Annotated in this window: 19 protein-coding genes; 6 read left to right on the top strand and 13 right to left on the bottom strand. The window is 72.5% G+C overall.

Annotation, left to right across the window (positions count from 1 at the left end; translation table 11 throughout):
- Positions 1-101: 101 nt before the first annotated feature.
- Together ACFZBB_RS07585 and ACFZBB_RS07590 are read right to left on the bottom strand one after the other, a co-directional pair.
- Positions 102-1,640, bottom strand: a complete 1,539-nt coding sequence (locus tag ACFZBB_RS07585) for an amino acid permease (protein WP_391118822.1) — start codon at positions 1,638-1,640, stop codon at positions 102-104.
- A gap of 117 nt (positions 1,641-1,757) precedes the next feature.
- On the bottom strand, positions 1,758-2,714 hold the full coding sequence (locus tag ACFZBB_RS07590; protein ID WP_355346695.1) for a hypothetical protein: 957 nt from the start codon (positions 2,712-2,714) through the stop codon (positions 1,758-1,760).
- A 250-nt stretch (positions 2,715-2,964) separates the two neighbouring features.
- Between ACFZBB_RS07590 and ACFZBB_RS07595 the strand changes: the two genes are divergently transcribed.
- The 3 genes from ACFZBB_RS07595 (at position 2,965) to ACFZBB_RS07605 (ending at position 6,837) form a co-directional block, all read left to right on the top strand.
- Positions 2,965-4,509, top strand: coding sequence for a hypothetical protein (locus tag ACFZBB_RS07595; RefSeq protein ID WP_391118824.1), 1,545 nt, complete (start codon positions 2,965-2,967; stop codon positions 4,507-4,509).
- A gap of 377 nt (positions 4,510-4,886) precedes the next feature.
- The gene (locus ACFZBB_RS07600) at positions 4,887-5,252 is read left to right on the top strand and encodes a nuclear transport factor 2 family protein (RefSeq protein WP_355346701.1); all 366 of its coding nucleotides are present in this window, start codon (positions 4,887-4,889) and stop codon (positions 5,250-5,252) included.
- Positions 5,253-5,385: 133 nt separating this feature from the next.
- A complete protein-coding gene (locus tag ACFZBB_RS07605; protein WP_391118826.1) occupies positions 5,386-6,837 on the top strand; it encodes an MFS transporter in 1,452 nt (483 codons plus the stop codon).
- A 94-nt stretch (positions 6,838-6,931) separates the two neighbouring features.
- On the opposite strand, the gene ACFZBB_RS07610 is transcribed toward ACFZBB_RS07605, so the two are convergent.
- The 5 genes from ACFZBB_RS07610 to ACFZBB_RS07630 all read right to left on the bottom strand — a co-directional run bounded on the left by ACFZBB_RS07610 (position 6,932) and on the right by ACFZBB_RS07630 (position 11,308).
- Positions 6,932-7,372 carry a nitroreductase/quinone reductase family protein gene (locus ACFZBB_RS07610; RefSeq protein WP_391118828.1) on the bottom strand — a complete coding sequence of 147 codons (441 nt, stop codon included), beginning with the start codon at positions 7,370-7,372 and terminating at the stop codon, positions 6,932-6,934.
- A 76-nt stretch (positions 7,373-7,448) separates the two neighbouring features.
- Entirely contained in the window at positions 7,449-8,000 is a 552-nt protein-coding gene (locus tag ACFZBB_RS07615) for a hypothetical protein (protein WP_355346710.1), read from the bottom strand.
- The gene (gene htpX / locus ACFZBB_RS07620; protein ID WP_391118830.1) at positions 8,000-8,908 is read right to left on the bottom strand and encodes a zinc metalloprotease HtpX; all 909 of its coding nucleotides are present in this window, start codon (positions 8,906-8,908) and stop codon (positions 8,000-8,002) included. The genes ACFZBB_RS07615 and htpX overlap by 1 nt, the downstream gene beginning before the upstream one ends.
- 106 nt (positions 8,909-9,014) lie before the next feature.
- Positions 9,015-9,968 carry a zinc-binding dehydrogenase gene (locus ACFZBB_RS07625; protein WP_391118832.1) on the bottom strand — a complete coding sequence of 318 codons (954 nt, stop codon included), beginning with the start codon at positions 9,966-9,968 and terminating at the stop codon, positions 9,015-9,017.
- Positions 9,969-10,147: 179 nt separating this feature from the next.
- Positions 10,148-11,308 carry a citrate synthase gene (locus ACFZBB_RS07630; RefSeq protein WP_391118834.1) on the bottom strand — a complete coding sequence of 387 codons (1,161 nt, stop codon included), beginning with the start codon at positions 11,306-11,308 and terminating at the stop codon, positions 10,148-10,150.
- 106 nt (positions 11,309-11,414) lie between these two features.
- Here ACFZBB_RS07630 and ACFZBB_RS07635 point away from each other — a divergent pair, with 106 nt between their 5' ends.
- A complete protein-coding gene (locus ACFZBB_RS07635) occupies positions 11,415-12,677 on the top strand; it encodes a citrate/2-methylcitrate synthase (RefSeq protein WP_391118836.1) in 1,263 nt (420 codons plus the stop codon).
- 105 nt (positions 12,678-12,782) lie between these two features.
- Here ACFZBB_RS07635 and ACFZBB_RS07640 read toward each other — a convergent pair whose 3' ends face one another.
- A complete protein-coding gene (locus ACFZBB_RS07640) occupies positions 12,783-13,010 on the bottom strand; it encodes a hypothetical protein (RefSeq protein ID WP_188282484.1) in 228 nt (75 codons plus the stop codon).
- 137 nt (positions 13,011-13,147) lie between these two features.
- On the opposite strand from ACFZBB_RS07640, the gene trxA reads away from it, so the two are divergent.
- The gene (trxA, locus tag ACFZBB_RS07645; RefSeq protein ID WP_391118838.1) at positions 13,148-13,516 is read left to right on the top strand and encodes a thioredoxin; all 369 of its coding nucleotides are present in this window, start codon (positions 13,148-13,150) and stop codon (positions 13,514-13,516) included.
- 203 nt (positions 13,517-13,719) lie between these two features.
- Positions 13,720-15,417: a bifunctional 3'-5' exonuclease/DNA polymerase gene (locus ACFZBB_RS07650; RefSeq protein WP_391118840.1), complete on the top strand. Its 1,698-nt coding sequence runs from the start codon at positions 13,720-13,722 to the stop codon at positions 15,415-15,417.
- A 13-nt stretch (positions 15,418-15,430) separates the two neighbouring features.
- On the opposite strand, the gene ACFZBB_RS07655 is transcribed toward ACFZBB_RS07650, so the two are convergent.
- The 5 genes from ACFZBB_RS07655 to ACFZBB_RS07675 form a co-directional block, all read right to left on the bottom strand.
- Complete coding sequence (locus ACFZBB_RS07655; RefSeq protein ID WP_391118842.1) at positions 15,431-15,652, bottom strand: hypothetical protein; 222 nt, start codon at positions 15,650-15,652, stop codon at positions 15,431-15,433.
- A gap of 44 nt (positions 15,653-15,696) precedes the next feature.
- On the bottom strand, positions 15,697-16,173 hold the full coding sequence (locus ACFZBB_RS07660; protein ID WP_391118844.1) for a hypothetical protein: 477 nt from the start codon (positions 16,171-16,173) through the stop codon (positions 15,697-15,699).
- Between the two features lie 171 nt (positions 16,174-16,344).
- On the bottom strand, positions 16,345-17,733 hold the full coding sequence (locus ACFZBB_RS07665) for a ricin-type beta-trefoil lectin domain protein (protein WP_391118846.1): 1,389 nt from the start codon (positions 17,731-17,733) through the stop codon (positions 16,345-16,347).
- 17 nt (positions 17,734-17,750) lie between these two features.
- Positions 17,751-19,034: an RICIN domain-containing protein gene (locus ACFZBB_RS07670; protein ID WP_391118849.1), complete on the bottom strand. Its 1,284-nt coding sequence runs from the start codon at positions 19,032-19,034 to the stop codon at positions 17,751-17,753.
- A 163-nt stretch (positions 19,035-19,197) separates the two neighbouring features.
- On the bottom strand, positions 19,198-20,175 hold the full coding sequence (locus ACFZBB_RS07675) for a lysylphosphatidylglycerol synthase domain-containing protein (protein WP_391118850.1): 978 nt from the start codon (positions 20,173-20,175) through the stop codon (positions 19,198-19,200).
- Positions 20,176-20,413: the final 238 nt, after the last annotated feature.

Consider the following 20,413-nt stretch of genomic DNA (forward strand, 5'->3'; position numbering starts at 1 on the left):
CGCCCAGGGCCGCGGCGGCGCGGCCGGTGGCGGATTCGAGCTGCGTGACACGTACCCGGCGGGTGAAGGGGTCGCCGTCGCGGTGAGACCTGGCGAGATGGTCAGGAGGACGCTTGCGCGGCGGCCTTCTCCAGTTGGAACGCCTCGTTGCCCTGGCCGATCCTGGCGTGCACCTCGGGCCGCTTGGCGCGCAGTATCAGACCGTAGACCAGTCCGATGGCGGCGGCCAGAGCGATGATGCCGGGCAGCAGCCACCGCAGCCCGTGGCCGGGGTTGGCGCCCAGCAGCACCGAGAAGTCCTTCACCGAGTAGACGGCGATGGTCAGCAGCCCGAGAGCGGCGACGGCCGAGGTGACCAGCCGCCATGCCTGCACACCGGCGGCGCCGCGCTTGACGAAGAAGGCGATGACGGCGATGGCCGCCGTGGCCATCAGCAGCACGATGCCGAGCGCGCCGACGTTGCCCGCCCAGGTGAACATGCGCAGCACGGGGGCCGTCGGGTCCGGGCCGAACTTCGGGTCGAACTTCCCGTTGTCGGTGGCGGCGAAGGCCACGACGACGGCCAGCGCGACGATCGACTGGAGGAAGGAGCCGACGGCGGGAGCGCCGCTGGACTTCGAGGTACGGCCGACGGCCGAGGGCAGCAGACCGTCGCGGCCCATCGCGAACGCGTAGCGGGCGACGACGTTGTGGAAGCTCAGCATCGAGGCGAAGATGCCGGTGATGAAGAAGATGTTCAGGGTGTCGGTGAACGCGGTGCCCAGCCGGGCCTGGTTCAACGAGAAGATCAGGTTCGGACCCTGCTCCTGAGCGGCGCCCACGACGTGGTCGGGGCCGGTGCCGACGGTGATCGCCCAGGCGCTGAAGGCGAAGAAGAGAGTGGCGAAGCCGATCGCGATGAACATCACCTTGGACACGACGCGTTGGGCGTCGCTGGTCTCCTCGGCGTAGACCGGGGCCTGTTCGAAGCCGACGAAGCCGGCGATGGTGAAGCACAGGGCGGTGCCCAGACCCGCGCCGCTGAGCGTGCTGGGGTCGAAGGCGTGCACCGAGACGCCCTGCGGGCCGGGGTCGGACAGGAAGCTGATGTCGAAGACGACGGTCAGCAGCGTCTCGACCAGCAGCAGCACGCCGAGCGTCTTCGCGTTCAGGTCGATCTTCAGCGCGCCGAAGATCGCGGTGATCGCGACTCCGCCGAGCGCCGGGATCCACCAGGCCACGTTGTGGTTCCAGTGCTGGGCGACCTGGCTGGAGATCTCGTAGCCGAAGATCCCGTAGAGACCGACCTGCATGATGCTGTACGCGAACAGGGCGACGTACGAGGCGCAGGCACCCATGGTGCCGCCCAGGCCCCTGGATATGTACGCGTACAGCGCGCCCGCGTTGTGCACATGGCGGCTCATCTCGGCGTAGCCGAAGCTGAAGAGGATCAGCACGAGGCCGACGATGACGAACAGCAGCGGCACCCCGACGACACCCATGGTGGCGAAGGTGGTCGGCACCACACCGGCCACCACCATCAGGGGCGCGGTCGCGGCGAGGACCGAGAGCAGAAGGGCCGGTGCGCCGATCCGGTCCGCGCGCAGTGCGCGTTGCTCGCCCTTGAACGTGCTGATCTCGCTTGTACTGCCCGTCAGCATGCTGCGGTGTCCTTCCGGTGGTCCGTGGTTCGGGTCTTACTGGATCGATCTTCGAGCATGGTTCTTCGTGCGTGATTCCAACTGCGTGTCCTGCTGGGTGAGTACGACCGTGGGTGCCTAGGCGGAACCGAAGCCGAGCGCGTAGTTGCGCGCCGCGCGGAACGCCTTCTTCGGGTCGCGGTCGGGATACGACCACGGGGTGCGTGTCGCCTCCGACCCGATCCGGTTGAACAGGGCGGCGGCTTCCACCGTGTCGCCCGCGTGGAATTTGCCGTACGCAAGGTAGTTCAGGTCGAGCAGCAGCCGCGAGTGGTCGTAGCCCTGCCATTCGAGCCACCAGTCGAAGGCCATGCGCACGCTCTGCCGGGCGCGCGGACTGACCCAGTACGGGAGGCCGTTGGGGACGTCGGGCAGGACGTCGGCCGACGCGAGCACCCGGTAGCGCTCCACCAGCGCGACCAACGGCAGCACGGCCAGCGGTGATCCGCGTCCCGCCTCGTCCGCGGCCCACTCAGCGAATTCGTACACCTCGTGGAACGGGTCCTCGCCGTCGGTCTTCTGACGCTCCGCCAGGCACTGCGTCATCAGGTGATGGGCGTGGTGGTGGCCGCGGTGCCGGCCGCGCGCCTGGTCGAAGGCGCGCACCTGCTCGTCGTCGGTGCCGGTGCGACGCGCGAGCACCAGCAGGGCGAGCCACGGCGACGGGTCGCGCGGGGTCATCCGGGCCGCGCGCAAGCAGAGTTCGCGCGCCGATTCGGCGCTCTGCTTGCCCGCGACCGCGCGGAAGACGGCCGCGAACGCGGCCAGCGCGGCGGCGTCCGTGCTCTCGGGCTCGGCGAGTTGCCACTCGCCCGCCCAGGCGGCGGCGCTCTTGCCCTCGCCGAGGACGACCAGCCGATGTCCTCGGCGGTCCCAGTTGTCCCCGGTTCGGCTCAGCAGGTCACGGGTCTCCGCCCAGCGGCCGTGGGCCAGGGCAGCACGAGCCGCGACCAGCTCCTCGTCACCGAGAGCCGGGTCAAAAGCCACGTCGTCCTTGCCACGCGAGAAGCGGAAGGGTGGCGGCGGTGGGGTCATCCGCGGGCAGCCCTCCACGGCGTGCGTAACGTCATGTGATCACGCACAGCCAACCGGTCGGCACGGGGTGGCATCAAGCCCGGACCTGTTGTCTCGCTGTAGTCCCGTATGGTGACGGGGGTTTGGGACACGGATCGGGATGGATGCGCTGGTTCGGCTGCGCGATCGGCCGGACACCTGATATTCGAGAGGCCGATCAAGGTGTGTCGGCATCGCGCGGTGGGGACCAGGTGACATGGACGGCGGGAGCGTGAGCGGTGCGGACGCGGGGGAACGACAGAGTGCGGCAGCCTCCACCCACCCGCTCGCCTATGTACGGCGAAGACACGGGTGGAGCTACCAGGACCTGGCACGGGTCATAGCCGACAACGCGCGGATCCTCGGGGTGCCGATGGCGGCCCGCCGCGAGAAGGTCTGGCGCTGGGAGCACTGGGGGGTCGTGCCGGAGGCCGACAGCCAGCGCGCGCTGGCCCGCGCGCTCGGCATCCCCTCCAGGGAACTGGAGTTGAGGCCCTGGCCGCGCTGGCTCCCGGCGCACGGCGGCATGCCGGACGGGCTGCCGTGGACGGCCGAGGGCAGTTTCACCGCGCTCACCGCGCTGCTCGACAACGGCGCGAGCGACCCGCGCGGCTTCCCCATCGCTGACGAGCAGGCGCTGCTCGACGCCATCGCGGACTGGGACGCGGCGGGCGCGGAGGGCACGACGGGCGCCGCCGGTTCCGCGGGCTCGGGCGGCGCGGCGGACGCGATGGGTTCCATGGGTTCAAGTGCCGTGGATACGAAGGCGGGTTCGCCCTCGGCCGCGGCGGGACGCGGGTCGGCGTCGGCCGCCATGGCCGAGCGGTGGGACGAACCGGTGCCCGGCACCCGCTCGGGACGCGTGCCGCGACAGGCGAGCGCCGCGGCCGCGTTCCGCGACGACGCCGTCGACAAAGCGGTGGCCGCGGCCGTCGTGGACGGCCCGGTGATCGACTGGCTCGAAGCCGGGGTGCTGGGGCTGCGCAAGCTCGACGACCGGCTCGGCGGCGCGGCCGTACGGCACCGGGTCGAGGCCGATCTGCGCATGGTGCGCGACCTGTTGCACCGGGGGCAGCACGAACGGGCCCACGGGACACGGCTGTTGCGGGTCGCCGCCGACCTGGCGCAGCTCGGCGGCTGGGCGGCCACCGACACCGGCCGGCTCGGGGCGGCGCAGCGGCACTATCTGACCGGGCTGCGGCTCGCGCACAGCGCGGGTGACCGCTCGCTGGCCGTCGCGCTGTGGGGCGGCCTCGCGCTGCACGCGGTGATCGCGGGTCAGCCGCGGGACGCGGTGGCCGCGGCGGAGGCGGGGGTACGGGCGGCGGGCGGCACTCCCCCGGCCGTCCGGGCGCTGGCCGCCAGCAGGCTGAGCCGGGCGCACGCCGCGGTCGGCGCCGACGGCGCCTCACGGCGCGCGGTCTCCGAGGCCGAGCGCCAACTGGACCTGGCGGAGCGGGAGTCGGGTCCGTCGTGGCTCTACTGGTTCGACGCGGCCGAACTGGCCGCGCAGACCGGTCAGTCGCTGCTCGACCTGGGCCACGCGCACGAGGCAAGGCCCCTGTTGGAGCAGGCGCTGGCGATGCAGGACGCCTCGTACGTACGCGACCGCTGCCTGTACTCGGCGCGCGCCGCCACCGCCCGCGCCCTGACCGGTGACCTGGAGGGCGCGCGCACGCTGGGCCGCGAGGCGGCCCGGCTGTCCCGGCACTGCGGCTCCCCGCGCATCGCGGACACGCTGGACGCGCTGAAGGTCCGGCTCGACGCCACGAGGTGATCCCTCCCCCGGTGCGCGGTCCCGCCGACGCGGTCCGCGCACCGGGGCCAAACGTGCGGGCGGCTCCGGGGACGGTGTTCCGGGTCGGTGTTCCGGGTCGGCGCTCAAGGCCGGCGCTCCCAGTGCTCAAGGCCGGTGCCCAAGGCCAGCGCTCAACGGCTCTACGGGACCGGCCGAGGAGCCGTACGGGACCGGTGAGAAGCCGGTTCGGACCCCGGTCCGCGGGGCGTGTACGTCATGGCGACCGGTCGTGACGTACAACCGGCCGCACAAGTACCCAACGATGACTGATTCGCGGACGCGGTCCCGTCCGTACCGTCTTGACCTGCGAGAACACGGCGCCACCCGGCGCCGGACAACGTAGGGAGACACCAGCCATGAGCGACACCCTGTACCTGGTCCAGCGCTACATCGCCGCCTGGAACGAGACCGACCCGGCCGCCCGACGCCGCCTGATCGACGAGGTCTTCGCCGCCGACGGCCGCTACACCGACCCGCTGGCCGACGTCACCGGGCGGGACGCCTTCGACGCGGTGGTCGGCGCCGTGCAGGCGCAGTTCCCCGGCTTCGTGTTCACCCTGGGCCCGGTCGACGCGCACCACCACATCGCCCGCTTCACGTGGGAGCTGGGCCCGGCGGGCGGCGAGTCGCTGGTGGTCGGCTTCGACGTGGCCGCGATCGGCGAGGACGGCCTGGTGCACAGCGTCCAGGGCTTCCTCGACAAGGTCCCGGCCGGCGCCTGAGCACCGCTCCACGGGTACGGGTGCGGCCCGCGCAGGGCCCCGCCCGTACCCCGTACCCCGTCACCCCCGCGCCGTACCCGTCGTACCCCGTCATCGCCCCGGACATCCGTCCCCCTGCGACAGGAGTTCCGTCATGGCCTCGGCCACCACCGCCGCGTCCCCGCCCGCGAGCCGCGACGGCTCGCCGGTCAGCAAGCGGCCAGACCTCGGCCTGCTGCTCCTGCTGGCCGCGACCTTCATGATCGCGCTCGACATCTTCATCGTGAATGTGGCGATCCCCTCCGTCCAGAGCGACCTGCACGCGGGCACCGCGTCGATCCAGTGGGTGGTGGCGGGCTTCGGCCTGGCCGTGGCCACCGGACTGATCACGGCGGGGCGGCTCGGCGACGTCTTCGGCCGCAGGCGGATGTTCACCGTCGGGCTCGCGCTGTTCACCGCCACCTCGGCGGCGTGCGGATTCGCCCCCACCGCAGGGACGCTGGTGGCGGCGCGGGTCCTCCAGGGCCTGTCGGCCGCGCTGATGAGCCCGCAGGTGCTGTCGATCCTCCAGACCGCCTACACCGGCAAGGCGCAGGCCCGCGCCTTCAGCATGTACGGGCTGACGATGGGCATCGGCGCGGTCTTCGGGCAGCTCATCGGCGGTCTGCTGATCAAGGCCGACGTGCTCGGCCTCGGCTGGCGGGCCTGCTTCCTGATCAACCTCCCGGTCGGGCTGCTCGCGCTGGCGCTGGCGCCGCGCGCCCTGGCCGAGTCGAGGGCGCCGCAACGGCCCCGGCTGGACTTCACCGGCGTGGCGCTGTCCACCGCCGCGGTCGTCGCGCTCGTGCTGCCGCTGATCCAGGGGCGTGCGGCGGGCTGGCCGCTGTGGACCTGGCTGTGCCTGACCGCGTCCGCCGTGCTCGTCACCGTCTTCGTCCGCCACCAGGACCGGCTCGGCCGTCGCGGCGGCGACCCGGTGCTGAACACGGACCTGTTCCGGCAGCGCGGTTTCGGTCCCGGCTCCCTCGCGCAGTTCGTCTTCTGGAGTGGGCAGGGCTCGTTCTTCCTGATCCTCGCCCTGTACCTCCAGGCGGGCCGCGGCCTGAACGCCCTGCACTCCGGCACGGTCTTCCTGGCGATCGGCGGCGGCTACCTGCTGACTTCGACGAACGCGCACCGTATCGCGGCCAGGCTCGGCGGCCGTACGGTCCCGGCCGGAGCGCTGGCGATGGCCGCGGGACTCGGCCTGCTGTGGGAGGCGGCGCACCGCTCCGGCATCACCGGCAGCCTGTGGGAGCTGGTGCCGGGGCTCATCATGGACGGCGTCGGGATGGGCATGGTGATCGCCCCGCTCACCCACGACGCGCTGGCCACCGTCCCGCCCCGGCTCGTCGGCGCGGCCTCCGGCGCGGTGGCCACCACCCAGCAGATCGGCGGGGCGCTCGGCATCGCCCTGATCGGCATCATCTTCTACGGCGCGGTCGGCGACGGCGCGCCCGGCGGTTACCCGCACGCCTTCCGGACGGGGCTGGTGTTCCTGCTCGGCCTCGAACTGGTGCTGGCGGTCCTGAGCTTCGCCGTCCGGCGGCGCGATGCGGCTCGGTGATCCGGGCCTTCGGACGGCACGGGTAAGGGGTGGCCACCCAGGTGGTCGCCCCTTACCCATCGTCAGGTCGTCAGATCGTCAGATCGACATGCCGTCAGATCCGGCGGAGCCGCACCACGGGAATGTCCCGGTCGGTCTTCTTCTGGTAGTCGGCGTACGGCGCGTACACATCGAGCAGGTGCGGCCACACCCGGGCCTTGTCCTGCGGCGACAGCGTCTCGGCGCGGGCGGCGAAGCGCTCGCCGAGCACCCGCAGGTGGACCTCGGGGTGGTCGCGGACGCTCAGGTACCACAGGGGGTGCTCGGGGGCGCCGCCCTTGGAGGCGACGATCAGGTAGTCGTCGCCGTCCCGGCCGTAGATCAGTACGGTACGCAGCCACGCGCCGCTGCGACGGCCCTGGTAGTCGAGGAGCAGGCAGGGCGAGCCGTTGAGGTCGGTGCCCTCGGTGCCGTTGGACTCCTCGTAGCGGCGGGCCTGGTCGGCCACCCACTTCTCGGGGCTGACCTTCACCGCGGCGGGGTCGTAAGACGTCATGCGTGTGTGCCTTCCAGACGGTTCGAGTAGCACCCAGCGTAGGGCGGGCGCGCCGCAAATCGGGCGTACGGAGCGGTCACAGGCCCGGCGCGCCCCAGACGGGGAACCAGCGCGACAGGTCGTCCTCCAGCCGGAGGTCATTGGTGACCAGGGCTCTGACCTGGAGTTCCAGCGCGTTGTCCCGCTTCTCGCCGGGCAGCGGGGCGAAGGGGTAGAAGGAGCCGCGTTTGTAGAGGTAGACCAGCGCCACCGAGCGGCCCGCGGGGTCCTTGAAACCGAGCAGCGAGCAGAGCAGTTGCGGGCCGAAGCCGCGTTCCTCCAAGGCGGAGTTGATCGCGTGCAGATCGGTGACGAGGTCGGTCATCTCGGCGGGGTCCTTGCGGGCCAGCAGCCAGGTGTAGCCGTACGAGTCCTGGCTGGCCTCCGCGCCGACCAGGGCCCGCAGGTCCTGCTGGATCTCGGCGAAGGCGCCGCCCTCGACGGCCGCGAAGCAGACCGAGCCGAGGCCGGTGGGCCGCAGCTCGCTCGCCGCTTCGAGGGTGATGGCGGCCGAGGTGAGGCCGAAGAGCTGATCGAGGTCGGGCTTGACCGGCTTGCTGCGGCCGAGGATGACGTCCAGCAGACCCATCAGTGGCGGTCCAGTTCGAGAGTGATGCGGCTGAGCTGCTCCAGCCGCTGCTCAAGGGAGGGGTGGGTGGACAGCAGCTTCGAGAAGGCAGAGCCTCCGCCCTTCGCGCTCAGCGCGGGCGCGAAGTAGAAGGCGTTGAAGGGCTCCGCCTTGCGGAGGTCCTTGGTGGGGATCGCGCCGATCTGCCCGGTGACCTTGGTGAGCGCGGAGGCCAGCGAGGAGGGGCGGCCGGTGAGCAGCGCGGCGCTGCGGTCGGCGGACAGCTCGCGGTAGCGCGACAGCATCCGGGTGAGCAGGAAGCTGATGGCGTAGACGACGGCGCTGACCAGCGGGATCGCCACGGCGAGCACGGCGGTGCCGGGGTCGCGCGCCCGGCGGAAGCCGCCGTAGAGGCCGATCCGGGTGATAACGCCGGCGAGGATGCCGAGGAAGGAGGCGATCGTCATGACCGCGACGTCCTTGTGGGCGACGTGGGACAACTCGTGGGCGATGACGCCCTCCAGCTCGTCCGGCTCCAGGCGGCGCAGCAGTCCGGTCGTGGCGCACACCGTGGTGTTCTTCTTGTTGCGACCAGTGGCGAACGCGTTCGGCACGTCGGAATCGGCGATGGCGACCTTGGGCTTGGGCATGTCGGCGAGCGCGCAGATGCGGTCCACGACGCCGTGCAGCTCCGGCGCCTGTTCGGGCGTGACCTCCTTGGCGCCCATGCTGAAGGCGGCGATGCGGTCGCTGAACCAGAACTGCGCGATGAAGAGAATTCCGGCGATCACGAGGATCAGCGGCCAGGATCCGCGCAGCAGCGCCAGCAGCGCGCCGACGAAGACGACATAGAGCAGACCGATCAGGAACATCGTGACCACCATGCGCGTGGTCAGCCCCCGGTCGGGCGCGAAGTGGTTGCGGTCCATGGCCCCTCCCGAGACATGCGGGGCGCGGACCACTGGCGGCGGTCCGTCGTACCTCGTTGTCGAGTGTGCACCTGTTCAACGACTACGACGAGCCCGTCGGTTCCGCTCAGGCCCTCACATCGAGCACCAATTTGCCGAAGGTTTGCCGGGCCCGCAGCTCCTCATGGGCCCTGACCGCCTCGGACAGCGGATAGACCCCGCCGAGCCGGGGTACGAGGCGGCCCGCCGCGGTCATCTCCAGCAGCTCGGCCATCGGCTCGCGGTACATCCCCGGACGGCCGAGGCAGTGCATCAGCCAGAAGCCGACGACCGCGCGGGAGCGGGCCATGAGCTGTGCGGCCTGGACCGGTGTCGGGGGCGTCCTGGAGGCCAGACCGTACGTGACGAGGCGGCCGAACGGCGCGAGCGCGGCGAGCGAGGCGTCGAAGACCGGGCCGCCGGTCATCTCCAGCACGATGTCGACCTTCTTGCCGCCGTTCGCCTCGACGAGGCGGTCCTTCAGGTTCTCGGGGTCGGAGTCGACGGCGACGTCGGCGCCGAGCTCCAGGGCGAGGTCCCGCTTGTCCTTGGACGAGGCGGTGGCGATCACCCGGCCCGCGCCGAAGGTCCTGGCGAGCTGGACGGCGAGCGAGCCCGTACCGCCGGCCGCCGCGTGCACCACGACGCTCTCGCCCTCGGCCAGGCGTCCGGAGGTGCGCAGCAGGTGCCAGGCGGTGAGGCCCTGGACGACCAGCGCGAGCGCCTGCCCGTCGGTGACCTCGTCGGGCACGTCGTGGGCCAGGTACTCCTGTACGACGGCCTTCTGGGCGTAGCCGCCGTTGTCGGTGAGGGCGACGACCCGGCGGCCCTCCGCGGTGCGGCCGACCACCTCGGCGCCGGGGACCATCGGGAGCGTGGAGCGGGAGAGATAGGAGTCCTCGACGGTGTGCGTGTCGGCGTAGTTGATCCCGGCGGAGTCGACGTCCACGAGGAGCTGGCCCGGCCCTGCCACGGGGTCGGGCAGCTCGGTCTCCCGCAGCACCTCGGGACCGCCGAATTCGGTGATCTGGATCGCGCGCACGTCGGCTCCTCAAGCGTGGTGGGGCGCACCCTGTGGGTGCTTCCTGGCGTCCGCCGGTGTGTCCCGGTGTCCGCCCCGTCGATATTACCGACTGGTTGGTATGTCGCACACCACTGAGCACGCCGCAACGGGTTCCGTCGTGCACTCCACCTCGGGCACCGGCACCCCTGCCGGTCCGCTCAGGCGGCGGGCACCGGCACGGGCGGCGGCGGGCCGACGTAACGCGCGGACGGCCGGATGATCTTGCTGTCCTCGGCCTGCTCCAGAATGTTGGCGCTCCAGCCGACGACGCGGGCGGCGGCGAAGGTGGGCGTGAACATCTCGCGCGGCAGCCCGCAGAGCTCCATCACGACGCCCGCGAAGAACTCGACGTTGATGTGCAGCTCGCGGCCGGGCTTGAGCTCGGCGAGCAGCGCCTCCGCGCGGGCCTCCACCTGCACCGCGAAGTCCACCAGGTCGCCGCCGAAGCTCTGCGCGATGCCCTTGAGCATCCGGGAGCGCGGGTCCTCGGTGCGGTACACGGGGTGGCCGAAGCCCATGATCCGCTCGCCCGCCCCGATGTGCTCCCGCAGCCAGCCGTCGATCCGGTCGGGCGTGCCGATCGCGTCGAGCGTGTCGAGCGCGCGGCTGGGCGCGCCGCCGTGCAGCGGCCCGGACAGCGCGCCGATCGCGCCCACCAGACAAGCGGCCAGGTCCGCACCCGTCGACGCGATGACGCGGGCGGTGAACGTCGAGGCGTTGAAGCCGTGGTCGACGGTCGAGATCAGATAGCGCTCGACGGCGCGGGCGCGTACGGGCTCCGGCTCCTCGCCGGTCAGCATGTAGAGGTAATTCGCCGCGTACGGCAGGTCGTCGCGCGGCTCGACCGGCTCCAGTCCCTGGGCGAGCCGGTGCAGCGCGGTGAGCAGGGTGGGCACCACCGCGCAGGCGGCCAGCGCGTCGGCGCGGCGGCGGTCGGGCGTCAGGTCGTACAGCGGGCGGAATCCGGCCGAGGCGCCGGTCAGCGACAGCGCGGTGCGCAGCCCCGCGAGCGGCCCGGACAGCGCGCTGGCGCGGGCGATGGCCGGGAGCGCGTCCGCCACGTCGGCGGGCAGGTGCCGCAGGGCGGCGGTCCGCGCGGTGAACGCGGCGCGCTCGGCCGCGTCGGGCAGCGCGCCGTGGAACATCAGGTGCCAGACGTCCTCGAAGTCGCGGCTCTCGGCCAGCTCCACGGCGGAGTACTCGCGGTAGTGGTAGAAGCCTTCGAGCCCGCGGACGTCGCCGATGGATGTGTCGGTGACGATCACGCCCTTGAGACCGCGGGGTACGTCGATCGGGGCGTTCTGCTCGGTGGTCGGCATCGTGTCCTCCTTGGGTATTGACTCGACTCTCCATGATTGATTTAGACTCTGTCAATGTTGATTGAATCAATGTGAATGAGCTGAGCACGATGGATACGGTGAGGCCATGACGGATCAACCGGCGGACCGGATCAACACCCGGGAGGCCGCCCGGCGGCTCGGCGTGAAGCCGGAGACGGTGTACGCGTACGTCAGCCGCGGCCTGCTCGCCAGCCGACGGGCCGAGGGCGGCAGGGGCAGCACATTCGACCCGGACGAGGTCGAGGCCCTGGCCCGGCGCGCACGGCCCGCGGCGGCCGGTGCCGACGGCCCCTCGGACGGGGGCGGCGGGGGCGGAAACGGGGCCTGGGTCCGTATCCGTACCGGCGTCACCTTGATCGAGGACGACGGCCTCTACTTCCGCGGGGTCGACGCGACCGGGCTGGCCACGGCGTACGGCTTCGAGGAGGTCGCCGAGTGGCTGTGGACCGGGGTGCTGCGGCGCGGGGTCCGCTTCACCGCGCCGGAGCCGCTGCTGAAGGCGGCCCGCAGCGCGGGCGACGCGCTGCCCGCGGGCTGCGGTCCGATGGACCGGCTGCGGGTCGCGGTCATCGCGGCGGCCACCGCGGATCCGCTGCGCTTCGACCTGTCGGAGGAGGCCGTGCTGGGCACGGCGCGCAGCCTGATCCCGACCCTGGTCGGCGCGCTCCCGCCGCTCGGCCGGCCGCATTCCGGAGAGGGCGGGCTGGCCTGGCGGCTGTGGGCGCGGCTGACCGAGCGGCCCGCCGACGAGGCGTCGCTGCGGGTGCTGGACGCGGCGCTCGCGCTGCTCGTCGACCACGACCTGGCCGCCTCGACGCTGGCCGCGCGGGTCGCCGCCTCGGCCCGCGCGCACCCCTACGCGGTGGTGTCCGCCGGGCTCGGCGCGCTCGACGGGCCGCTGCACGGACAGGCCAGCGCCCTGGCCCACCGGACGCTCGCCGAGGTGCTGGAGCGCGGCGGCGCGGGTCCCGTCGTCGCCGAGCAACTGCGCGCCGGGCAGCGGATCCCCGGCCTCGGGCACCGCCTCTACCAGGGCGAGGACCCGCGCGCCCGGCTGCTCTTCCACCTGCTCGGGCAGGTGCCCGCCGCCTCCGACGCCCTGGCCGCGGCCCACGACCTGGCGGCGACGGCCGCCCGCCACACCCCGCTGCACCCCAACGTCGACCTGGCCCTCGCGGTGCTCTCGGTCTCCGCCGCGATGCCCGCGGAGGCGGGCGAAACGGTCTTCTCCGTGGCGCGCACGGCGGGCTGGATCGCGCACGCCCTGGAGGAGTACCAGGAGCGCCCGCTGCGGATGCGCCCCAGCGGCACCTACCAGGGACCGCCGCCGCCCCAGCCGCTCCCGTGACGGCGCGCGGTCGCCTCCCACGGGCGGATGACCGCCGACGCCGCCCTCAGCGGAACCCCGGGCCCGGGCCCGGGCCGGAGTCTGGGCCGGGGCCGGGACCTGTCGTCAGACGCCGGTCAGACGCGGGATGCGGCCGACCAGTTCGGCCCACTCCGTGTCCTTCTGGCCCGGCACCATGCGGCCCGCGGACCGCCACTGGTCGGCGAGTTCCGCGAAGACCGGGGCCTCCGTGCTCTGCAGAACCGTTCCGGCACGGGAATAGCGCCATGGTTGCTGACCGTCGCCCGCGCCGTCGGCGCCGTCGTCCTGCGGAATCCACTGCGTTGCTGCCATAGCCCGACCAACGACTCCGACGGGTCGGACGCCACTGCACACCCCGCCCGCACCACTCGTATGAGTGAACTCTCCGGGGTCCGCGGCACCGGCGGCGACGGCAGGAATTTCCGGCGGGCGCCGCCCGTTGTGGGGGCATGAGCACTGTGGAGCTGACCAAGGAGAATTTCGACGAGGTCGTGTCGTCGCACGATTTCGTCCTCATCGACTTCTGGGCCGCCTGGTGCGGGCCGTGCCGGATGTTCGCACCGGTCTACGACAAGTCGTCCGAGAAGCACCAGGACCTGGTCTTCGCGAAGGTCGACACGGAGGCGCAGCCCGAGCTGGCCGCGGCCTTCCAGATCCAGTCGATCCCGACCCTGATGATCGTCCGTGACAAGGTCGCGGTCTTCGCGCAGCCGGGAGCGCTGCCCGAGCCCGCCCTGGAGGACGTCATCGCGCAGGCCCGCGCCCTCGACATGGACGAGGTGCGGAAGTCGGTCGAGGAGGCCCAGCAGGGCTCCTGACGGGCCCGCCCGCCACCGACGCAACAGCGAGGGACATCCGGGGCCGCGCTCCGGCCCGGCGAGAAGGATTCGCCGCCGGGCCGGAGCGCGGCCCTTGCGCTGCCCTGTCGTCGGCCCGCCGGGGTAATGCGGCCGGGCCCGTGCGCGACACCGTCCGAGGGCCCGCCCTCCAGGGCATTGTCAGTGGTCGCGTCTAGGCTCCGATGGTGGGTACAGCCATCGCCGCCGTCGCGCGGATCGCCGCCGTGCCCGACCCGGTGGGGTCGGGCGGCCGGCTGTGCGCGCTCGGGGAGGACGGGACGGCGGTCGGGGAGGTCGATGTCGTACGGGACCTGGCCGATGAGGTCGCGCGGCGGGAGGCCGAGCAGGCGCCGCGCTGGGTCTGGGCGGCGACCGACGAGGTGTACCCGTGGCTGCTCGACCGGGGGTCGGTGCGCCCCGCGCGCTGCCATGACGTGAAGCTCGTCGAGTCGCTGCTGCTCGGGCAGGAGGGCAGGCATCGCAGGCCCCGGTCGCTGGGGGCGGCGTGGGCGCGGCTGCACGGCCTGCCGGAGCCCGAGGACGCGCCGGAGCCTGGCGCGGACGACCAGCCGGTGCTGTTCGCCGCTGACCGGCGTCATCTCCCGCAGGATCTCGACCCGTTGGCCGCGCTGGTCGAGGTGCACGCGGCGCAACAGCGGCGGATCGCCGCGAGCGAGCACCCCGACCGGATCCGGCTGCTGTGCGCGGCGGAGTCCGCGGGCGCGCTCGCCGCGGTCGAGATGGGCCGCGACGGGCTGCCGTGGAGCGCCGAGGTGCATGACGAGCTGCTGACCGGGCTGCTCGGCCCGCGCCCCGCGGGTGGCGCACGGCCCGCGCTGCTGGGCGAGTTGGCGGCCCGTATCCAGGACGCGCTCGGACGTCCGGTCAACCCCGACTCCCCCGCCCAGATGCTGCCCGCTTTCGCCCGCGTCGGCGTGCATCTGACGTCGACCCGCTCGCACGAGCTGCGCGAGGTCGGGCATCCGGCGGCCGGGCTGCTGCTGCGCTACAAGGAACTGTCCCGGATCCACGCCGCGCACGGCTGGGCCTGGCGCGAGAGCTGGGTGCGCGAGGGCCGCTTCCGCGCCGAATACGTGGTGGGCGGCGTGGTGTCGGGCCGGTGGGCGACGCGTGGCGGCGGCGCCCTTCAGATCCCCCGGTTGCTGCGCTCCGCCGTCGTCGCCGATCCCGGGCACCGTCTGGTGGTCGCCGACGCCGGGCAGCTGGAGCCGCGGGTGCTGGCGGCCATGTCCGGTGACGCCGGGCTCGCGGCGGCTGCCGCGGAGGGCGATCTGTACGCGGCGCTGGCGCGGAACGCCTTCGGCGGCGACCGGCCGCGCGCCAAGATCGCGCTGCTCGCCGCGATGTACGGGCAGACCAGCGGCGAGGCGGGGCAGCTCCTCGCGGTCATGCGCCGCCGCTTCCCCGCCGCCCTCGCCCTGGTGGAGGCCGCGGCCAGGACGGGCGAGGCGGGCGGGATCGTACGGTCGCGGCTGGGCCGTACGTCGCCCGCGCCGTCCGCCGACCGGTTCCTCGACGAGAGCGCCGATCCCGGCGACGGCGCGTCCCCCGACCGCCGCGCGGCCCGGTCCTGGGGCCGCTTCACGCGCAATTTCCTCATCCAGGCCAGCGCCTCCGACTGGGCCTTGGCCATGCTGGCCTCGCTGCGCCGCCGGCTGACCGCGATCGGGCCGGAGCCCCAACTGGTCTTCTTCCAGCACGACGAGGTGATCGTGCACGCCCCGACCGAGCTCGCGCCCGCCGTCGAGGCGGCGGTGACGGCGGCCGGTGACGAGGCCCGCCGCCTGGTCTTCGGCTCCGCTCCGGTGCCGTTCCCGCTGGAGACGCACGCGGTGGCGTGCTACGCGGACGCCAAGTAGCCGCGCAACAGAGTCACTTGTCGCCCGCCGCGTCGGATTCCGCCGTCGCGGCGGCGGAGTCCGCGTCGTCCACCAGCTTGCGCATACGGGCGAGTTCGGAGTCGGAGGGGGCGGACGAGTCGCTGCCCGCGGATGCGCCCGCCGAGGTGTCCGCCGGCGACGCCGGTGCGGACGTACGGCCGGAGTGTCCGCAGCCGGTCACCAGCGCCCCGGCGATCGCGCAGGCGGCCGGCACGGCACCGGCCCGCGCACGGCCGCGCCTTCGCGACGCGGCGCCGCTCACTTCGTGGCGCCCTTCGCCGTGAAGTCCTGCGTCCCGCACCAGGTGCGGACGGCGTCCAGGTCCGTGCTGCGCCGGCTGAGGGTCGGCACCAGCGACTTGCGGAAGGTCAGCTTGTCCTTGAGATACGTGGCCACCGCCGTGTCACCGGCCGTGTTCGCGTTGTCGACCCGCTTCTGGAGCCGGGCGACGGAACCGCGTTCCGTGGCGGGGCCGTTGAGCCGGGCGAGCGCGCGGTCGATACGGGCGTCGATCTTCGGCACCCGCTTGTACAGGGCGCGGGCGCCGTCCCCGGTCGGGGTCTTGTGGACCTTCGGGGTCCTGGGTGCGGCGGACGGGTCCGTCGACGGTGCGGCGGACGGGTCGGCCGACGGTGCGGCCGACGGGCTCGTGGCGTCCGCGACGGCGGTGCCGGCCGCCGCGAGCAGGGCGGCGAGCGCGGCGGCTGTCGCCACGGCGGTGCGAGTGGGGCGCATGGCCGTTCGTGTGCGGCATCGGATCTGTCATCGGAACATGCCTCCGCTCCCCGGCCGTCGCATGGTGCATCGCGGGAACCATGCCTACACGGCCGGGGAGCGGAGAGCCATCGGGGGGGGTGGCGCCCCCGCCGTCGCGGCGGGGGTGCCACCCGGGTCACTCGGGCGGTGTCACCCGCCGTACTGCGCGAAGGTGCGGGTGAAGTCCCACGCCTGCTGGGAGACGCCGGAGCAGGTGTCGTCGTTCGGGTAGCCGCCGGGGCAGGGCCGGTCCCGGTTGGCGGACCAGAAGGTCAGCCGGGCCAGGTGGTGCTGCTGGGCGTAGGCGAGGATCGTGCGGAAGTCGGCGACGGTGACGGTCTCGCTGTTGTCGGTGATGCCGTTCATCGACGAGATGCCGCTGTGCCGGTACGCCTGGTCGTCGGTGTAGCCGTACGCGTTCTTGAGGGCGTTCTTCAGGCCGTCGGTGGCCTTCGTGGTGAGGTTGCCCATGTTCTGGCCCGCGCCGCCGAAGTCGAACGGCATGATCGTCCAACTGTCGACGGTCAGCCCGGAGGCGGCGGCCTTGTTGATCAGGCCGGTGTCGGGGCCGCTCTGCCCGGTGCCGATGGTGACGTACTCGACGATGCCGGGGTTGTTGGCCTTGATGGTCTTGAGCGCGTCGACCGTGCGCTGCTGGACGGTGCCGTTGCTGTAGGCGCTGGCCTCGATGTCGATGTCGATGGCCTTGAGGCCGTAGGCGTTGATGACCTTCTGGTAGGCGCCCGCGAGCGCGCTCGCGCTGGTGCAGGACTCTTCCAGCTTGTTGCCGCTGTAGCCGCCGAAGGACGGGACGACGTCGCCGCCCGCCGCCCTGATCTTGTTGATGGTGCTCTGGTCGACGCCGCCGGTCAGCGCCCGGCCGCCGTCCCACTGCGGGTTGCAGGTGCCGTTGCTGAGCACGAAGGCGAGCGTGAACCACTTGACGCCGGTCGCGTTCATGATCGTCGTCGGGTCCGGCGGGTTGCCCCAGCCGTTGTAGAGGTACGGCGCGACGGCCTGGACGCCGGCGCCGCCGGACGGCGGCGGGGTAGTCGGCGGGGTGCCGCCGCCGGTGGGCAGCGTCCACTTCTGGTTGGCGGAGCCCGCGCAGTCCCAGATCTGGAGCCGGGTGCCGTTGGCCGAGCTCGGGCCCGTCGCGTCCAGACAGCGGCCTGAACCGGCGTTGACCAGCGTGCCGTTGCTCGACGTCCACTTCTGCGCGTTGGTGCCGTTGCAGTCGTAGAGCTGGATCTGGGTGCCGTTGGCGGTGCCCGCGGCGGTCACGTCCATGCACTTGCCGAGCGCGCGCAGGGTGCCGTCGGAGGAGACGGTCCACGCCTGGGCGGCGCTGCCGTTGCAGTCGTAGAGCTGCACGGCGGCGCCGTTGGCGTTGCTGCCCGAGGCCACGTCGACGCACTTGCCGCCGTAGCCGGTGACGGCACCGGTGGCGTCGGCGCCGGACGCCTGGCTGATCCCGAGGGCGGTCAGGGCTCCCGCGGCGAGCGCGGCGGTGGCCAGGAGGGTGGTGGTCTTTCGCATCTGCCGGATCCCTCTCATCAGCCGGTCACGGTCCACTTCTGGTTGGCGGTGCCCGCGCAGTCCCAGATCTGGAGCCGGGTGCCGTTGGCCGAGCTGTTACCGGAGGCGTCCAGGCATCTGTTGGAGGCCGGGTTGACGATGTCGTGGGCGGCGCTCACGGTCCACTTCTGCGCGTTGGTGCCGTTGCAGTCGTAGAGCTGGATCGGTGTGCCGTTGGCGGTCCCGGCCGCGGTGATGTCCATGCACTTGCCGAGGGCACGGATGGTGCCGTCGGAGCCGACCGTCCAGGACTGCGCGGCCGAGCCGTTGCAGTCGTAGAGCTGCACGGCGGCGCCGTTGGCGCTGCTGCCCGAGGCCACGTCGACGCACTTGCCGCCGAGGCCGGTGATGGCGTGTCCCGTGCCGGTGCCCGGTCCCGAGCTGTCGCTGGTGGTGACGTGCACGTAGTCCACGACGAGCTGCTGCGGGAAGGTGGTGCTGGAGTTGGGGTCGCCGGGCCAGTAGCCGCCGACCGCGAGGTTGAGCAGCAGGTAGAAGGGGTGGTCGAACACCCAGCGGTTGCCGCCGAGGTCGGCGGACGTACGGGTCTGGTAGACGTTGCCGTCCACGGACCACTTGATGGAGTTCGGCGCCCAGTCGATGGCGAAGGTGTGGAAGGCGTCGGAGAAGCTCTGTCCGCCGGGAAGGGTGTATCCGGCGCCGATGCCGGCCGAACCGGAGTAGCCGGGGCCGTGGATGGTGCCGTGCACGCTGCCGGGCTCGAAGCCGACGTTCTCCATGATGTCGATCTCGCCGCTGTTGGGCCAGCCGACCGAGCCGATGTCGTTGCCGAGCATCCAGAAGGCGGGCCACATGCCCTGGCCGCGCGGCAGCTTCATCCGGGTCTCGAAGTGGCCGTACGTCTGGGTGAACTTCTGCGGGGTGGACAGCCGCGCGGAGGTGTACTGGCAGGACCCGTACCAGCACTGGTAGTTGGCCGGATTCTCCTTGCGAGCCGTGATGACGAGATTGCCCTGGCCGTCGAGCGCCGCGTTGTGGGTACCGCTGGTGTAGTACTGGCGCTCGTGGTTGTTGACGTTGTCACCGGTCTCGTAGCCCCACTTGGAGCTGTCGACCGCGCTTCCCGCGGGGCCGTTGAAGTCGTCGGTGAAGGTGGCGGTGGCCGCCACCGAGGCGGTCTCGAGCCTGCTCGCGGTGGCTTGCGGGGACGCGGTCTGTTGCAGCCAGCCGCACAGCAGCAGTCCTGCGGCGGCCAGCAGCGCGAGGGGGCGTATGCGTCGGGTGGGGGGTGATGCCGACATTGCCGGACTCCTCGGTCGGGTCGTCAGAAAACGGTTTTGGGCATGCTCCTGACAGACAGTGAGGCGCGGGGCACCCTGGGAGACTTCCCTTACGCCTTAGTTCAGGACGTGATTTAAATGGCGGGACTGAGGGGAGTCAAGGCTTCCGGCAAAGGTACGTACCTTAAAGTTCGCGGCGCTTGACGAGCACGGCGAGCACGACGACACCGGGGATGAGCGGCAGCCAAGTGGTGACCAGGCGATAGCCGAGCACGGCGGAGGTCGCGGCGACCGCGGAGGCCCCGGCCGTGACCAGGGCGAGGGCGAGCGCCGCGTCCAGCGAGCCGAGCCCCGCCGGGGTCGGCAGCCAGCCCGCCGCGGTGCTCGCGAAGAAGTACGCCACCAGGATGCCGCTGACCGGCACCGGAGCGTGTACCGCCTTGACCACGGCGACGACCACCGACGCGTGCATGGTGGGGAAGGCCAGCGAGCCGCCCCACAGGCACGCCACGCGCGCCCGGTCGCGGTGCAGGGTCCTCACGTCGCCGGCCACCGACGCCAGGAAGCAGCGGGCCCGGTCGCGCGCGCGGCCCGCGTACCGCGAGGCCACGAACGCCAGAACGACCAGCACCAGCGCGACCGCGCCGATCACCATGGGGTCGGCGGGCAGCACGAATCCGTCGGGGGCCAGCCGGTGCAGTTGCAGGGCGTCGGGGAAGAGCGCGAGCAGGACGAGCAGCAGCGTCACCCGGCCGATGGCGGCGGCCGAGGCGCGGACGGCGAGCGCCGCGAGCGACCGTGTCGGCGTCATGCCGTGCCGCACCAGGAAGCGCAGATTGACGGCGTTGCCGCCGACGCCCGCGGGCAGGACGTGATTGGCCGCCGAGGCCGCGAACTGCGCGGCCAGCAGCCGGCCGGGCGGCAGCGACATGACGACCGCGCCCTGCTGGGCGACGGCCGAGCAGACCCACGTCATGCACGCGGCGAAGACCGCGACGGCCATCCACTCGGCGTCCGCCTGGCCCAGCCGCCCGGCGCTGTCGCCGATCATCGGCCACTTGCTGACGGCGAGCGCCGCGACCGCGGCCACCGGCAGCAGCATGGCGGCGGACCGCACCGAACTGCGCTGCCAGAGCGCACCCTCGTCACGGGCGATGGACACGGTGACTCCTCGTCGCATGCGGTACGACGGCCGGGGCCGCCGGGGGACGGTGCGCGTAGCAGTGCGGGAAGTGGGACGGTTTGTCCAGACTAGGTGCCTTCCGGGGCGGCGTCGTACCGGCACAGGGCCACCCGGGTCAATCGTCGGACCCGCGGGCCGCGACGGCGAGGGCCCGTCAAGGGCCCCTTTTTCCGGCTGCCTTGGGAGTCCGGCCACGCCTGGAGTCTGCCCGCGTACG

It is taken from the genome of Streptomyces sp. NPDC008139 (assembly GCF_042957025.1).
Taxonomy (GTDB): Bacteria; Actinomycetota; Actinomycetes; order Streptomycetales; family Streptomycetaceae; genus Actinacidiphila.

Coding starts and splice junctions, on each gene's coding strand:
- ACFZBB_RS07640 (WP_188282484.1), bottom strand. CDS start 13,010: ATGGCAGCAACGCAGTGGATTCCGCAGGACGACGGCGCCGACGGCGCG.
- ACFZBB_RS07635 (WP_391118836.1), top strand. CDS start 11,415: ATGACGGATCAACCGGCGGACCGGATCAACACCCGGGAGGCCGCCCGG.
- ACFZBB_RS07630 (WP_391118834.1), bottom strand. CDS start 11,308: ATGCCGACCACCGAGCAGAACGCCCCGATCGACGTACCCCGCGGTCTC.
- ACFZBB_RS07605 (WP_391118826.1), top strand. CDS start 5,386: ATGGCCTCGGCCACCACCGCCGCGTCCCCGCCCGCGAGCCGCGACGGC.
- ACFZBB_RS07665 (WP_391118846.1), bottom strand. CDS start 17,733: ATGCGAAAGACCACCACCCTCCTGGCCACCGCCGCGCTCGCCGCGGGA.
- htpX (WP_391118830.1), bottom strand. CDS start 8,908: ATGGACCGCAACCACTTCGCGCCCGACCGGGGGCTGACCACGCGCATG.
- ACFZBB_RS07600 (WP_355346701.1), top strand. CDS start 4,887: ATGAGCGACACCCTGTACCTGGTCCAGCGCTACATCGCCGCCTGGAAC.
- trxA (WP_391118838.1), top strand. CDS start 13,148: ATGAGCACTGTGGAGCTGACCAAGGAGAATTTCGACGAGGTCGTGTCG.
- ACFZBB_RS07610 (WP_391118828.1), bottom strand. CDS start 7,372: ATGACGTCTTACGACCCCGCCGCGGTGAAGGTCAGCCCCGAGAAGTGG.
- ACFZBB_RS07660 (WP_391118844.1), bottom strand. CDS start 16,173: ATGCGCCCCACTCGCACCGCCGTGGCGACAGCCGCCGCGCTCGCCGCC.
- ACFZBB_RS07670 (WP_391118849.1), bottom strand. CDS start 19,034: ATGTCGGCATCACCCCCCACCCGACGCATACGCCCCCTCGCGCTGCTG.
- ACFZBB_RS07615 (WP_355346710.1), bottom strand. CDS start 8,000: ATGGGTCTGCTGGACGTCATCCTCGGCCGCAGCAAGCCGGTCAAGCCC.
- ACFZBB_RS07585 (WP_391118822.1), bottom strand. CDS start 1,640: ATGCTGACGGGCAGTACAAGCGAGATCAGCACGTTCAAGGGCGAGCAA.
- ACFZBB_RS07590 (WP_355346695.1), bottom strand. CDS start 2,714: ATGACCCCACCGCCGCCACCCTTCCGCTTCTCGCGTGGCAAGGACGAC.
- ACFZBB_RS07650 (WP_391118840.1), top strand. CDS start 13,720: ATGGTGGGTACAGCCATCGCCGCCGTCGCGCGGATCGCCGCCGTGCCC.